Annotated in this window: 14 protein-coding genes; 8 read left to right on the forward strand and 6 right to left on the reverse strand. The window is 49.1% G+C overall.

The annotated features are described in order from the left end of the window. Positions 1-4 precede the first annotated feature (4 nt). The 3 genes from B152_RS0118125 to B152_RS0118135 are packed head-to-tail and all read right to left on the reverse strand — an operon-like array spanning position 5 to position 2,765. A complete protein-coding gene (locus tag B152_RS0118125) occupies positions 5-958 on the reverse strand; it encodes an ornithine cyclodeaminase family protein (protein ID WP_020593859.1) in 954 nt (317 codons plus the stop codon). A gap of 33 nt (positions 959-991) precedes the next feature. Continuing rightward, a complete protein-coding gene (locus tag B152_RS0118130; RefSeq protein ID WP_020593860.1) occupies positions 992-1,615 on the reverse strand; it encodes a helix-turn-helix transcriptional regulator in 624 nt (207 codons plus the stop codon). A gap of 31 nt (positions 1,616-1,646) precedes the next feature. Further along, the gene (locus tag B152_RS0118135; protein ID WP_020593861.1) at positions 1,647-2,765 is read right to left on the reverse strand and encodes an aminotransferase class I/II-fold pyridoxal phosphate-dependent enzyme; all 1,119 of its coding nucleotides are present in this window, start codon (positions 2,763-2,765) and stop codon (positions 1,647-1,649) included. 177 nt (positions 2,766-2,942) lie between these two features. Here B152_RS0118135 and eutB point away from each other — a divergent pair, with 177 nt between their 5' ends. The 5 genes from eutB to B152_RS25570 all read left to right on the forward strand — a co-directional run bounded on the left by eutB (position 2,943) and on the right by B152_RS25570 (position 7,257). Next, positions 2,943-3,950: a hydroxyectoine utilization dehydratase EutB gene (gene eutB / locus B152_RS0118140; RefSeq protein WP_020593862.1), complete on the forward strand. Its 1,008-nt coding sequence runs from the start codon at positions 2,943-2,945 to the stop codon at positions 3,948-3,950. A 187-nt stretch (positions 3,951-4,137) separates the two neighbouring features. Next, positions 4,138-4,662: an inorganic diphosphatase gene (gene ppa / locus B152_RS0118145; protein WP_020593863.1), complete on the forward strand. Its 525-nt coding sequence runs from the start codon at positions 4,138-4,140 to the stop codon at positions 4,660-4,662. A gap of 136 nt (positions 4,663-4,798) precedes the next feature. Next, the gene (locus B152_RS0118150; protein WP_020593864.1) at positions 4,799-5,803 is read left to right on the forward strand and encodes a D-cysteine desulfhydrase family protein; all 1,005 of its coding nucleotides are present in this window, start codon (positions 4,799-4,801) and stop codon (positions 5,801-5,803) included. 129 nt (positions 5,804-5,932) lie between these two features. Further along, positions 5,933-6,580 (forward strand): class I SAM-dependent methyltransferase, encoded by a 648-nt coding sequence (locus B152_RS0118155; protein WP_157231164.1) that lies wholly within the window; start codon positions 5,933-5,935, stop codon positions 6,578-6,580. A 38-nt stretch (positions 6,581-6,618) separates the two neighbouring features. Beyond that, complete coding sequence (locus B152_RS25570) at positions 6,619-7,257, forward strand: GDSL-type esterase/lipase family protein (protein WP_020593866.1); 639 nt, start codon at positions 6,619-6,621, stop codon at positions 7,255-7,257. 24 nt (positions 7,258-7,281) lie between these two features. Here the strand turns inward: B152_RS25570 and B152_RS0118165 are convergent, their stop codons facing one another. Next, a complete protein-coding gene (locus tag B152_RS0118165) occupies positions 7,282-7,761 on the reverse strand; it encodes an Lrp/AsnC family transcriptional regulator (RefSeq protein WP_020593867.1) in 480 nt (159 codons plus the stop codon). A 121-nt stretch (positions 7,762-7,882) separates the two neighbouring features. Between B152_RS0118165 and B152_RS0118170 the strand changes: the two genes are divergently transcribed. Then, positions 7,883-8,788, forward strand: a complete 906-nt coding sequence (locus B152_RS0118170) for a DMT family transporter (protein ID WP_020593868.1) — start codon at positions 7,883-7,885, stop codon at positions 8,786-8,788. A 125-nt stretch (positions 8,789-8,913) separates the two neighbouring features. Next, positions 8,914-10,914 (forward strand): hydantoinase/oxoprolinase N-terminal domain-containing protein, encoded by a 2,001-nt coding sequence (locus B152_RS0118175; RefSeq protein WP_020593869.1) that lies wholly within the window; start codon positions 8,914-8,916, stop codon positions 10,912-10,914. A 35-nt stretch (positions 10,915-10,949) separates the two neighbouring features. Here the strand turns inward: B152_RS0118175 and B152_RS0118180 are convergent, their stop codons facing one another. Then, on the reverse strand, positions 10,950-11,369 hold the full coding sequence (locus B152_RS0118180; protein WP_020593870.1) for a PilZ domain-containing protein: 420 nt from the start codon (positions 11,367-11,369) through the stop codon (positions 10,950-10,952). A gap of 133 nt (positions 11,370-11,502) precedes the next feature. Between B152_RS0118180 and B152_RS24285 the strand changes: the two genes are divergently transcribed. Continuing rightward, positions 11,503-12,486, forward strand: a complete 984-nt coding sequence (locus tag B152_RS24285) for a lipid II:glycine glycyltransferase FemX (RefSeq protein ID WP_020593871.1) — start codon at positions 11,503-11,505, stop codon at positions 12,484-12,486. Between the two features lie 28 nt (positions 12,487-12,514). Here the strand turns inward: B152_RS24285 and B152_RS24290 are convergent, their stop codons facing one another. Next, positions 12,515-13,678 (reverse strand): YeeE/YedE family protein, encoded by a 1,164-nt coding sequence (locus B152_RS24290; RefSeq protein WP_020593872.1) that lies wholly within the window; start codon positions 13,676-13,678, stop codon positions 12,515-12,517. Between the last annotated feature and the right edge of the window lie 65 nt (positions 13,679-13,743).

Here is a 13,743-nt window from a genome sequence, read left to right on the forward strand (position 1 = left end):
TCACTCAAACAGTTTTGCTAACAGCCCGATAAACTGACTTGGCAATGACAATGTCCTGTACTGCAACACCCGTCAGGTCGACAACGGAAATTGCCTCGGGATTACGGACAAAAGATTTTTCAGAGTTAAGCAACTCTCCCAATTCAAGGATATTATTCTCGGTGAGAATTCCGGCCTTGTAGGCATGGGAAATTTCACCGTGATGACAGCCCTGCGATCTTGAATCGGCAACGACCCGTTCCGCAGCGGCCAGGATCTCCACATCCAGTTCCTGCTTGCCTTCGGCATCAGCCCCGATCGCTGTGATATGTGTCCCCGGTTTGATCCAGCCCCGTTTGAGTAGGGGTATTTCTGAGGGTGTGACCGTCAGAATACTGTCAACATCAGCACAGAGTTGCTCAAGCTCCGGTTCAGCAACCACATCAAGTCCTTTTGCCTGAAGATTATCCACGCAACGCGCCAGCTTTTCCCTGTTGCGGCCCCAGACAACAAAGCGATCAAATCTTGACAACCGGGCAAGATAATTGATCAGCAGATGTGCCTGAATACCCGTGCCGACAATCCCGGCAATTCGGCTGTCCGGGCGGCTCATGGTTTCTGTTGCCAAAACACCTGCCAATGCGGTTCTGATATCTGTCAGAAGACCTTCATCATTCAGCAGAGCAACTGGCACTCCTGTTGTGGCAGAAAAGACCAGAATCATCCCGGTGCTGCTGGGCAAACCCTGTTTGGGGTTGTCATAAAAGCCACTGGAAATCTTGATAACAAAATGCGGGTCGCCTTTGATCCAGCCATATTTGATATGACAATCGCCCGGAGGATTGTCAAAACCGAGATGCCCTACAGGTGGAACAGTAACAAGTCCTGCAGAAAAATCTATAAAGCCCTGTTTCAGGGCGTGATAGATGCCCGGCAAGTCCAACGCCTGTTCAATCTGGTATCTTTCAATTATCTGCATGGTAATCTCTAGCTGTTTATTTTTCTGAACTGGTTAACTGATCCTGGATTTTTCTTTCTGATCCTTGAGATAGTTGTAGATGGTCGCCCGACCCAAATTGAGAATACGTGCCACATAATTAGCTGAGTTCTTGCCGCTGAAACCTCCCTGCCCTGCCAGCTCCTCCACCAACTCACGTTTTTGCTGACGTGTCAGTGTCTCTACGCTTACCCCGCGCTCCCAGGTCCAGCTCAGAATGAATTCATTGATCCGCTCGTGCCAGTCTTCCTTGAAAAGAGCTTCAGGTTTCTCGGTATTCTGCGGAACAGAAGACAGCAGTTCCATCACTTGCTGAAGCTGGTGAAAATGAGAAACATCCATATTGATGCAAAGCACACCAATGGCTTTGGCTTTGTCGTTCCTGACAACAACACTGATGGATTTGATCCGCCGTCCATCCCAGTTCACCTTTTCATAAGGCCCGATTACGGCTTCTCCACCCCGAAAATCTATCTCGTGTAACAGGGAGGGTTCGCCCAACTCCCGGTGGGAAAAGTTATTGGCGATATGGGCCGCAGTCTCGCTTTCCAAGTCGTGCAGGACAACCTCGACATAGGGCTGGAACAGCTTGGCAATTGCTTCACAGACATCAACATAACGCTGTAATTCCGGGCTCATAGGGTAAAACCTTGATGTTTTTGATAAGAAGTTAGTCTTCGATTTCCGTTTTTACGAACTCTGCCAGTCGCTCCAGTCCGACTTCAAGGTGGTCCGCCGGAGCACCGATACCGACACGAAAATAACCATCAAGTCCGTAGACATCACCCGGCAACAGCAAAATGCTGCGTTCTTCGCGCAAACGGTGGACCAGTTTGGTTGAGTTGATCGGCTGGGCATAGCGGACAAAAGCCATCCCCCCGGCTTTAGGTGGTACAAAAGAAAACCTGTTGCCGTTGCGTTCCACCCAACCAGAAAGCAGCGCCAGATTTTCCTTGAGAATGCGTTTGCTACGGTTGAGAATTCTGGCCCGGCATTCCGGTTGCAAAGCAATCTGGGCAACAAATTCACTGACGGCAGAGGTTGTGATCGAGGTGTAATCCTTGCGTTGCCAGGCTTTGTAGATATCCTCTTTTGGGCCCGTCAGCCAGCCGAGCCGAAGACCCGGCAGAGCCATTGCTTTTGAAAGTCCATTCGTGACAATCGATTTCTCATAAAGATCAGCAAAGCTTGGTGTTTCCGGGCCCACAAGTTCTGATCCCTTGTAGACTTCATCGGCGTGAAGATAGAGCCCATGATCGCTGGCAACCTGCACCAGGTCATCCATTGCCGTTCTGCTCAACAGACTGCCCGTAGGATTGTTCGGATGACAAATTGTAATCATTTTTGTTTTTGCCGTGATTACTTTTTTCAAATCCTCAAGATCCGGTGTCCAGTCCAGCTCTTCTCTCAGGACAACCTCTTTGACGACAACACCTAATGATCTGGCCCACCCCCAAATCTGCAGATAGTTCGGCACAAAAACAATCAATTCGTCCCCTGGTTCAAGCACGGACATAACCATCAGGAAATTTGCTTCAGCAGATCCGTTTGTAACAATTACATTGTCTTCGTCTCTCGCCTGATAAAGGCGGCTGATTGTCTGGCGCAGTTCTACCGCACCGTTGGTCCAGCCATAGCCCAGCTCGATATCCAGCAGCTGTTGCTGTTCTTGCGTGCTCAGAAGCTCCCGCAAAGAATAAGGATGCACACCGCTATCAGAAAGGTTGTACTCAACAACATTTTCATAGAGGGACTGAATACGTTCGAGAGAAAATTCTTCGATTTTCACAGGACAAAACCTTTCTGATTAATTGCCCTCTTTCCAGATCAAGTTAGAGAGGGACGCCAAATTGTCCTTGCAGATCTAACACAAAGCAAATGGACAAAAAAGTCTATATTGGACAATTAGTATATTTCGTGATTTATTGTCCCGATCAAATATGGTTCCCTATTGGACAGACAGACAATGACATCCATCAAGACCACTTCGACCAAAGGTGCCTTTTCCGGCCCTATATCAGCTGTAGCTATCCTTCTGGCGAGCAACCGAATTACACCTTATATCCTCAGAACACCTCTGATCTACTCCAGAGCTTTGTCGAAAGAGACAGGAGCAGAGATCTGGTTGAAACTGGAAAACATCCAGAACACGGGCAGTTTTAAAATAAGGGGCGCTGCAAACCGTATTCTCCAGCTCAGCGAAGAAGAAAAACGGCGCGGAATTATAACAGTTTCCAGTGGAAATCACGGGCGTGCAGTAGCACAGGTGGCCCAAAAGGCCGGGATTGAAGCAACCATTTGTCTGTCAAAGCTTGTGCCTGAAAACAAGGTCGAGGCCATCAGATCCTATGGCGCTATTGTTCATATAGCTGGAAACAGCCAGGATGAGGCGCAGGAAGAAGCAGAGCGGTTGATCCTGGAGAAAAAACTGGTCTGGATTTCAGCTTTTGATGATCCGGTAATCATTACAGGCCAGGGGACAATCGGTCTCGAAATTCTGCAGGATATGCCCGATTGCGACATGATTGTAACGCCTTTGTCCGGAGGCGGTTTGCTTGCCGGAATTGCCTTGGCAACAAAATCCCTTTCCTCCCACACCCGTGTTGTTGGTGTGTCGATGGAGATTGAACCCGGCATGGTTCGCAGCCTTGAAGCCGGAAAACCGGTCAATGTTGACGAACACCCCAGCCTGGCAGATGCCCTTGGGGGATCTATTGGTCTGGACAACCGTTATTCCTTCCCCTATGTCAGAGACTATATGGATCAGGCGGTTCTGGTCAGTGAAGAATCCCTGGCTCCGGCCCTGCGCTATACCTTCGAGAATGAGGGACTGGTTATCGAAGGCGGCAGCGCGACTACTGTTGCGGCCCTGCTTGCCGGGAAACTCGGCGATATCAAAGGCAAAAAAATTGCTGTTGTACTCACTGGCCGAAACATTGCGACCGACAAAGTGATCAAGGCCATTACGGAATAAATCTGTGCTTCAGTCACCGTTAGCTCTGATTTCGATCAACAATCTTTACCGCATCCGCGAAAAGAACTTGAGTTGACGGTGATTTCATGGCTCCTAATAGGCCGATTTTTAACAGCTGCCTTTACTGCAGGCAGCCCGGGTTTCCAAGTCCTGCACGGGGCTGGTTTACGCTATTAGGAGAAGTCTTATGGACATTAACAAGGTATCAATCGGCAAAGACGCCCCTTGGGATGTAAACGTCGTTATCGAGGTTCCGCTTCATTCTTCAGTCAAGTACGAACTCGATAAAGAGTCCGGTGCCATCGAAGTTGACCGCTTCTTGCACACACCGATGCACTATCCCTGTAACTATGGTTTTGTGCCACACACTCTTTCCGATGATGGTGATCCCGCTGACGTTCTCGTGGTTGGTTCTTTGCCAATCCTGCCAGGTGCCGTTATCCGGGTCCGTCCTGTCGGCGTTCTGGTGATGGAAGACGAAGCAGGTCAGGATGAAAAGATCCTTGCCGTTCCTGTAACCAAGCTTGATCCAAACTACAAAAACATCAAGGAATATACGGACCTTCCGGAAAACCTTATCGCCCAGATCGGCCATTTCTTTGAACATTACAAAGATCTGGAAAGCGGCAAGTGGGTCAAGGTAAAGGGCTGGGAAGGCGCTGATGTTGCTGCCAAGATGATCCAGCAGGCGATTGATAACGCTGCAAAATAACGAATACCACTAAATTTTGTGATTTATAGAGGGGGCCTTGTTGGCTCCCTCTTTTGTTTTATTGGATTGTGTTTACAGCTTCCCTCTTCCCGGCTAACAATAATCAGGTTTCCTTTCCCCAATTATCTGGTTTGCCATGCTGACCGAGTTCAATCCTTCCGTCTCACTTGCTTTTCTGCCCACTCCCTTGCAGGCTCTTGATCGACTGTCTGATTATCTGGGCGGCCCCAGAATATGGATAAAGCGGGATGACTGTACCGGCCTTGCCGGTGGCGGCAACAAAACCCGTAAACTCGAGTTCCTGATTGCTGATGCCCTTGAAAAGGGTGCTGACAGCATTATTACGACCGGAGGATTGCAATCAAACCACGTCCGGCAAACCGCTGCGGCAGCAGCCCGATATGGGCTGGATTGTTATCTGATACTCGTCAGGAACGTTGAATGGTCCGACCCTGCCTATCAAACCTCAGGGAACAGAACACTGGACCACCTGCTCGGTGCCAAAGTTTCAGTATATCCGGCAGGAACTGATCGCGATCAGATAATGGTTGATCTGGCAGAAAATCTGAAAACAGAAGGCAAGACACCCTACATTATTCCTGTTGGTGGCTCCAATGCTACTGGTGCCCTTGGCTACGCAACAGCCGCAATGGAACTGCTCGACCAGTGCCGCTCGCAAAAAACCACACCAAAAGCCCTGTATCATGCCACCTCAAGCGGCGGGACACAGGCAGGCCTCATTGCAGGACTGATCAGTGCCAAACGCCCCTTCCCGGTTATCGGCATCGAGGTTGATGGCAAAGCTGACCCTGTTAGAGAGGCAATACTGGAAATTGTCCCCCGAACCCTTGAAAAGCTCGGGCGTTTTGAACGCTGGGACCCCGATCATGATCTTGAAGTTGTTACAGGCTACAGCGGGGAAAGTTACGGATTGCCAACTGACGCAGGTCAAAAAGCCATGGAACTTCTGGCCCGGATCGAAGGCATCCTGCTTGATCCGGTCTATACAGCCAAAGGTTTTGCTGGATTGCTTGATCATATCCGTCAGGGTCGCTTTAAAAAATCTGATACGGTGATTTTCCTGCATACGGGTGGCGCGCAGGCAATCGGTGCCTATCCTTCACTTTTTGTTCCTGAATAGCCATCCATGCCCCCAATTATTCAAAGACCAGCTGTCCGTGCCTTTCTGGCTCAGATTTTTGCTGTTGGAATAACGCTTCTACTCTGGAAAACTGTTCCAATACTTACACAAACGGTTATAGGAATCTGGTTGCTTCCGGCCCTGTGGGGTCTGACAGCTGCAATTTTGGGATCAAGCCTTCTGGCCCTCCCGATCTGGTGGGGTTTTATCAATTTTGTTTTTCCGTTGGCTCTGTTTATCGCCAGTGGTTTTGCTCTCCCGGGCTGGATTTATCTGGTCGCATTTCTGCTTTGTCTAGCTGTTTTCTGGAACGTTGGCAGCGAAAGAGTTCCCCTTTACCTGACCAATAAAAAAACCTGGGAAGCCCTCTCTGATTTGCTGCCTGCCAAGGAAAAGGTTTCTTTTGTCGATATCGGTAGTGGTATTGGTGGCACAGTCATGTACCTGGGAAAACAACAGCCGCAGGGTCTTTTCACAGGGATAGAAAATGCCCCTATCCCCTTTATCATTTCATGGTTCTGGCAAAAGCTGACACAGGCACCGAATGTCACCTGTTGTTATGGCGACTACTGGCAGATGGATTTGTCATCCCAGGATATCGTCTATTGCTTTCTGTCACCTGAACCAATGCCGCGTGTTTATGAAAAAGCGGCCAGGGAGTTGAAAAGTGGGGCCATACTGATCAGTAATTCTTTTGATGTTCCCGGGCACCTCCCGGATCAGGTTATCGAGCTGGATGATCAAAGAAAGACCAGACTATTGATTTGGCGGTTTTAACTGAACGATTGGCCATAGAGAAAACTGTTGGGTGAATTATGAAACGTATCTGCTTTGTTGGCGCTTCGATTATGGAAGGCATGGGGGATGAGGATAATCTCGGTCTTCCTGCTCGTTTAACCCTGTTGGAAAGAAGCAAGAACAGAGATTTTATTCCCTATAACCTCGGGATCAGAGGACAAACACTGCGGGAAATATCTCTGCGGGCGTCACAGGAATGCCTAGCCCGCTTTGGGAACAGCTCAGATACAGGAATTGTACTGGCAACAGGATCAAATGATTTTGCCATGCTGGAACAGGGGCTGCCACGAACCCCGCCGCATCGAGCTATGCAACAGCTTAAAAATCTGATTCAGCAGCTCCAGGAGATCGCCCCTCTTGTGGTTTTTGGGCCGACACCCGTCGATGAAACAAAAATGCCAGTACTGTCGCCCCAGTCAAACATGTTGTTTTATTTTAGCAACAACAGCCTGGCATCGGCCTCTCAAGGCTATCAACAGGTTTGTGCCGCAGAAAATACCCCTTATCTGGATATCTTTTCCATTTTACAGAACAATCCAGACTATCTTGCTGGCCTAAGAGAAAATGACGGTCTTCATTCCAATGCAGTTGGTTATCAGGCCATGGCCCGGGCTTTATCAGAATCATCCATCTGGGAAAGCTTTTTTACCGACTAATATTTTTCTGACTTAAAGCCTGAATTAGAGAGGGTATTCAAGGCCGACCTTGACCTGTTCCATAACAACGGTGGTATTGAATTCGTGGATTGCCGGATTATCAAAAAACGCCCGCCGGGTAAAATGTTCATATTCGACAATATCTCTGGCCGTCACAATCAGAATAAAGTCGAAAGCCCCCGTCACATAATAACACTGCTGCACTTCGGCATAAGTCATCATGTCACGTTTAAAGGCATCAATAACATCGGAACGTCCCCGTTTCACAACAATCTGGACCAGTAAAGTTAGCCGGTTTTCCACGGCGTCCGGAGACAGGATCGCAACTTCCCGGACAATTGCTCCTGTATCGCGAAGACGTTTGATCCGACGTTGACAGGCTGTTGCGGACAGGCCAACTTTTTCAGCAATCTGTTCAGAAGTAAAACGGGTACTCTGCTGCAGACAACGCAGAATAGAGCGATCAAAGCCATCAAGATCCATGTAGGCACCGATATTAATCATTTTAAGCAGGTAATTTGCATAAATTATACCTGCAGGAAGAGAATTATGCAGTTATTCAGCATTAAAATACAATAAACTCTTGCTCTTCTCAGCCTAAAAAATCACATCGGGTATAATGTATATGTTCGTCAGTCTTAAGATAGAAAACAACCCGGTTGTGCCCGGTATTATTTATGGTTTGCTCGCGGCACTTCTCTGGGGCGCCTGGCCTGTGGTTTCCAGTCTGGGGTTACGAGAACAGGTTCTGACGTCCTACGATATAACCGCCCTTCGATTTGGTGTTGCCGGGGTTATTCTGTTTCCTCTTATCGTCAAGCGAGGTGTGCAGGGTATCGGGTGGCTTGGGGCTTTAATTCTCGCCTTTGGCGCAGGGGTGCCCTATATGCTGATTACCGTGTCTGGCATGACCTATGCGCCAGCCAGTCATATGGGCATCGTTGCTCCCAGCTGTATGATGACCATATCAACAATCGGCAGCTGGTTTATTTTGGGGGATCGTCCCGACAGATCCCGGATTATCGGCTTGATTGTTATCATTTTTGGCGTTGGCCTTCTGGGGTGGCAGGGCCTGACGTCCAGCCAGAAGGAAGACCAGTGGATTGGAGACCTTCTATTTGTTGCAGGGGGGGCATGTTGGGCCTGCTATACTATCGGAAGCAAATACTTCAAAGCCGATCCTTTGCACGCAACAGCACTTGTTGCCGTTATTTCAATGATTGGTTATCTGCCATTATATTTTGTCTTTGGTGACCCCCAGATATTTACTGCTCCAAGGAATGAAGTTGTTTTTCAGGCCTTATTTCAAGGTATTGGTTCAGCTTTGCTCGCACTTCTCTTCTATACTAAGGCAGTATCTCTGCTTGGTGCAGCTCGTGGTGCTGTCTTTGCTGCGCTGGTGCCCGGCATTGCTGTCTTGCTTGCTTACCCTGTTCTGGGAGAAAGCCTTTCACCACTGGAATTTGCCGGAGTTTGTGTCGTTACAGTCGGTATGGTTGGGGCTTTGGGGTTCATAAAGTTGAAAAAATAACATTATATCTTTCCGTGTCTTCGGTTCTCGTCGTTTTTAGTACAGTAATTATCCGGGTTATTTGCTAGGACTTTGCCACTGTTTCATGCGAATCGTTACCTGTCTGGCAAGTGAAAGGATTGATAATGCTGCTGGGGATTGATACCGGAGGGACCTATACCGATGCTGTTCTCTTTACCGAAGAAGACGGTGTAATAAAAACCTCCAAGTCCCTGACAACAAAACACGATCTTTCCATCGGAATCTGCAAGGCCGTCGATGCCATCCTGCCCGGAAGCGGTGAAGAAATCCGGATGGTTTCCCTTTCCACAACCCTCGCCACCAATGCTATTGTCGAATCTCATGGCAGTCCTGTGTGCCTGATCATGATCGGTTACGACGAAGGTTCTCTCATGCGCTCCAATCTTGGAGAGGCAATCGGAAAAAACCCCTATGTATTTGTTCAGGGCGGCCATACTTCCATGGGGGATGAACAGGCCCCACTTGATCTTGCCGCCGTTCGAAAAACTGTTCTGGAGCAGGGACCCAAGGTTGCTGCCTTTGCTGTGGCAGGATATTTTTCGGTACGTAATGCTGCTCATGAAGAAGCTGTGAGAACACTGATCCGCGAAGAAACCGGATTGCCCGTGACCTGTGCCCATGAGCTTACTTCCAGTCTTGACGCCCCTCGCCGCGCATTAACTGCTGTTCTCAACGCCCGTCTGATTCCCCAGCTTCAGCAATTGATTCTCGCTGTTGGTACAATGCTGGAACAGAAAAATATCAAAGCACCTTTGATGGTCGTCAAAGGCGATGGTTCGCTTATTACTGCTGAAACCGCCCTGAACCGACCCGTGGAAACCATCCTTTCCGGTCCTGCTGCCTCTGTTGTCGGGGCACATTTCCTCTCGGGTGAAAAAGATGTGTTCGTGGTCGATATGGGGGGCACAACAACGGATATAGCTATTCTTGAAGACGGCCAACCTTTGTTGAACGATCAAGGGGCTCTGGTTGGCGGCTGGCGTACAATGGTCGAGGCTGTGGCCGTTCATACTTTCGGCCTGGGTGGGGACAGCGAAGTCGCCCTGGAACAAGGCAAAGCCATACTTACTGTTGGTCCCAGACGGGTTCAACCGATCAGCTTGCTGGCGCTACAATACCCTGAAGTTCTCGATGTCATGCAAAAGCAGCTGAAGTCAGACCGTATTCGTCCAACAGATGGCCGCTTCGTTCTGCGCCTTCGAAAGCTTGATACAGGTGAAACCAGCCTCTCTCGTATGGAGGCTGAGATCTGGACCCTCCTCAAAGATGGTCCCGTCGCGTTGAATGAACTGGCGGAAAGACCGGCGATGATCCCGCCCCTTCAGCGGCTGGTCGATCGGGGACTGGTTATCTACTCCGGACTGACCCCCAGTGATGCCAGTCATTTGCTGGGCCGTCACCAATCCTGGGATGTTAAGGGAGCAGAACTCTCTGCTCAGCTTTTCCTTCGTTTCGCCGACAGGGAGAATATTTTCCGGAATGTCTCGGTTAAAGAGCTGGCGGAAAAAATCTATGAAAAAACAGTCACCCGTTCAGGAACAACAATTCTTGAATCAGCCATGTCCGAAGAAGGTTATCCCGCCCTCAGCAAGGAGCAGCAGCTGGGACAAAACCTGATCGAAAATGCCTTGCGTGACAAGTTGACCGAAAAAAAATCACCTCTGATCAACTTCAGCCTCCAGCTTGGTCGCCCGATCGTTGCCATTGGAGCCCCGGCAGCCACCTATTACCCTGATGTTGCCAAACGCCTGAACACAAGACTCTCGGTGCCGGAGCATGCCGAAGTAACCAACGCTGTGGGAGCCGTCGCCGGGGGAGTTGTGCAGAATGTCAAAGCCTTGATTTCATCCCCTGAAAAAGGCCGTTATCGCGTTCATATCAGCGGCGCCCAGAAAGACTTTACAGATCTGGAGCTTGCAGCAACCTTTGCCACCAGCACCGCCGATCAACAGGTTCGTGATCTGGCTCTGGCCTGTGGTGCCGCTGAAGTAAAGGTGAACATCACCCGCAAAGACAAAATTATCCTCGATGCAGGCGGCGACAAGCTTTTCATTGAAAGTCGTATCATCGCCATAGCAAAAGGCCGCCCGGTTCTGGCGGCCTGATAGCTTTAATTATCTATGGAGAAAAGCGATAGCTTTTAACGAATACGGCCCAATACGATTTTCTCAAGAGTATTAAATGCCCGGTTGCCGATATTGACAAAGCGAGCGCCAAGATTTCCGGAATCATTATCGGCCCGTCTGATCTCGACATCGATAATAAAAGGCTCGTCTGTGGTCAGAAGGATTTCAAGTGTGGTTATATCGCCTACTTTGAGGTCAAGGGTACTAAGATCAATCTTTTCCCCCTCCTGATTCAACAAAACATCCATATCGTTAAAATCAGAAAGATCTGGCTCTTCTCCTGTCAAGCCAACACCACCCGGGCTGATATCCCGAATAGTGACCATGACACCTTTGATTCTGGCGTCAAATCCCTTCAGTATCGCCGCCATTTTTACGGCGCGACGGTGATCCCGTCTTCGTTCTTTGTTATATACGGCAACAACCTTGGCCATTACGCTGAAAGCCCTGTAATAATTAAATCTGTCTCGCTATAGGAATAGCACGAAATCACTCGGAAATCATTTACAAATCCCGTACTTACCTATTATGGATAATAAAGGGAAGCTCGTAAATAGCGGAAAAATAATGCCTGATAACAGCTCGGAAAATTCAGTGAAACAGGACAAGTCAGTGAAAATCGAATGGAACAAGATTTCAGTCAGGCAATGGCGGGAGCTTGTCCATCAATCGGGAAAATCCAACCTGTTACAAAGCTGGCCCTACGCACAGGCAATCCTCATTACAGAACGTTTAACCGGACAGTTTGCGACCATTTCATATGAAGGGCGCATTGTTGGTATCTGTCAGGTTCTAGAACAGAGATTGCTCGGCCTATTCCATAAAGTTCGTCTCTATCGGGGGCCGCTCTGGTTTGAACAATCTTTGCCAGATTACGTTTATCTGGCTTTCTGGCAGGAAATTCGAACACGTTATCCCGTGCGCCCCTGGCGCTTCACCTACCTTTTACCGGAATTGCCGGACACGGTAGAAAATCGGCAACTCATGGAAACAGCTGGTTTCAAACGCATTGATACAGAGGGTTACAGTTCTATCTGGCTTGATCTTTCCCAGGAAGAAGAGACTTTACGCGCCAACCTGAAATCCAACTGGCGGAATCCTCTCAATCAATCACTGAAGAAAGGACTAACTCTTGAAATCGATAATGAGGGTGAACATCTCAACTGGTTGTTGAAACTAAGTGAGACAGACAAACTCCTGAAAGAATTCAGAGGTCCAAGCCCAGCCCTGGTTGCCCACCTTAAACGCTTCACAAAAGATCGTGAGGACATGTTGCTGTTACGCGCTTTAGACGGCGGCAAAGCCATAGGTGCCGTGTTGATTTTCCTGCACGAGGCCAGTGCAACTTATCTGGTTGGCTGGAACAGCCCGGCAGGACGTGATAAAAGAGCCCATAATTTCCTTATTTGGCACAGTATTATGGAATTAAAAAAACGACAGGTTAACTGGCTGGATCTGGGGGGAATCAACCCGCAGGATGCGGCAGGTGTTACCACCTTTAAAAGAGGCGTCGGCGGCGAAGAATTCACTTTAGTTGGTAGTTACACCTGATATTTCAAAAGAGTATCTGGTACAGGAATCAGCGTATGGGAAACACTTTGACGACCCGGATTCCAACCATATTTCCGGCAAGTGCAGCGATGAGCCACACCCAACCATGCAGGCTCCCTGAAGCCACACCACTAAAAAATGCCCCAATATTGCAACCATAGGCCAGCCGGGCTCCATATCCAAGCAACAAACCACCAACCAGGGCTGTGATAATACCCCTTGTTGTCAAATTCTGATTTTTCCCAAATTTTCCCGCCAGTACCGCCGCGCTCATTGCCCCAAGAACAATACCAATATTGCTGGATGAGGCATCATTATCAAACAAGGAACCCTTGAGTGCTTCTGCCTGTCCGCTCCAATAGGGAACCGAGGTCAGATCCGCGCCCAGAAAGGTAACCAGTTTTCCGCCCCAGAAGGTAATCCCTGAAGTGATTCCCCAGGGGTGTCCCAGAGTGGCAAGCATGACGAAGTTCAGCAGGGCCAGACCAACTGCCCCCAAAACCAGGGGCCATGGTCCCTGCACCATTTTCTGCAAAAGAACAGTTGTTACTGGAACGACAAAATGAACTGTCGAAGGTTCCTCTTTTTTTTCCATTTTTGTTACGAGTAGATACAGTCCCCCAAACAGTACCAGGTGAAAAGCCAGAGCTCCCTTCCATCCCCAGAGGGTGACCATTGAAAGCGGGGCCAGTTTGGGTAATTCGTGCCAGAACGGCAGATTGACTGTCGCCAGTACCGACCCCATCATAAAGGCAAACAACGTCAAAACCATCCGCAGACTGCCTCCTCCAACTGTAAAGAGTGTTCCGCTGGCGCAACCACTGGCGATCTGCATGCCAATACCAAAAATGAAGGCTCCGACAATAACCCCGGTGCCGGCAGGGGCAACAAACCCATAAACTCTCTGCCCCCAAATACTTCCTGCATCCAGCACCGGAAAAAACAAGATCACCACAAGGGCCAACATGATCACTTGCGCTTTCAACCCTGCCCCCCACCGTTCCGTGAGGAAACGTCGCCAGGCCGAGGTGAAGCCAAAAGCTGCATGATAAAGACAGATCCCCAAAGCAATCCCGATCCCAGTCGCAAGGCCTGCCCGCTCATTGATAAAGCCCCCCAGATAGGCAACAGTTCCTATCGAACAGGCAAGAGGCAGTAATTTGTAAATAGAAAGTCTTGAGGTTTGCTGCATAGATATGCTTTCCCCGTACATAATAAACCGAGCGGTTTGTAATAAGACTGCTCGTCCTGATCACT

This window comes from Kiloniella laminariae DSM 19542, assembly GCF_000374005.1.
GTDB lineage: Bacteria > Pseudomonadota > Alphaproteobacteria > Kiloniellales > Kiloniellaceae > Kiloniella > Kiloniella laminariae.

Bases quoted from the DNA above. Each gene is read 5' to 3' on its own strand.
- B152_RS0118125 (WP_020593859.1), bottom strand. From the start codon at position 958: ATGCAGATAATTGAAAGATACCAGATTGAACAGGCGTTGGACTTGCCG.
- B152_RS0118130 (WP_020593860.1), bottom strand. From the start codon at position 1,615: ATGAGCCCGGAATTACAGCGTTATGTTGATGTCTGTGAAGCAATTGCC.
- eutB (WP_020593862.1), top strand. From the start codon at position 2,943: ATGACATCCATCAAGACCACTTCGACCAAAGGTGCCTTTTCCGGCCCT.
- ppa (WP_020593863.1), top strand. From the start codon at position 4,138: ATGGACATTAACAAGGTATCAATCGGCAAAGACGCCCCTTGGGATGTA.
- B152_RS0118150 (WP_020593864.1), top strand. From the start codon at position 4,799: ATGCTGACCGAGTTCAATCCTTCCGTCTCACTTGCTTTTCTGCCCACT.
- B152_RS25570 (WP_020593866.1), top strand. From the start codon at position 6,619: ATGAAACGTATCTGCTTTGTTGGCGCTTCGATTATGGAAGGCATGGGG.
- B152_RS0118165 (WP_020593867.1), bottom strand. From the start codon at position 7,761: ATGATTAATATCGGTGCCTACATGGATCTTGATGGCTTTGATCGCTCT.
- B152_RS0118170 (WP_020593868.1), top strand. From the start codon at position 7,883: ATGTTCGTCAGTCTTAAGATAGAAAACAACCCGGTTGTGCCCGGTATT.
- B152_RS0118175 (WP_020593869.1), top strand. From the start codon at position 8,914: ATGCTGCTGGGGATTGATACCGGAGGGACCTATACCGATGCTGTTCTC.
- B152_RS0118180 (WP_020593870.1), bottom strand. From the start codon at position 11,369: ATGGCCAAGGTTGTTGCCGTATATAACAAAGAACGAAGACGGGATCAC.
- B152_RS24285 (WP_020593871.1), top strand. From the start codon at position 11,503: ATGCCTGATAACAGCTCGGAAAATTCAGTGAAACAGGACAAGTCAGTG.
- B152_RS24290 (WP_020593872.1), bottom strand. From the start codon at position 13,678: ATGCAGCAAACCTCAAGACTTTCTATTTACAAATTACTGCCTCTTGCC.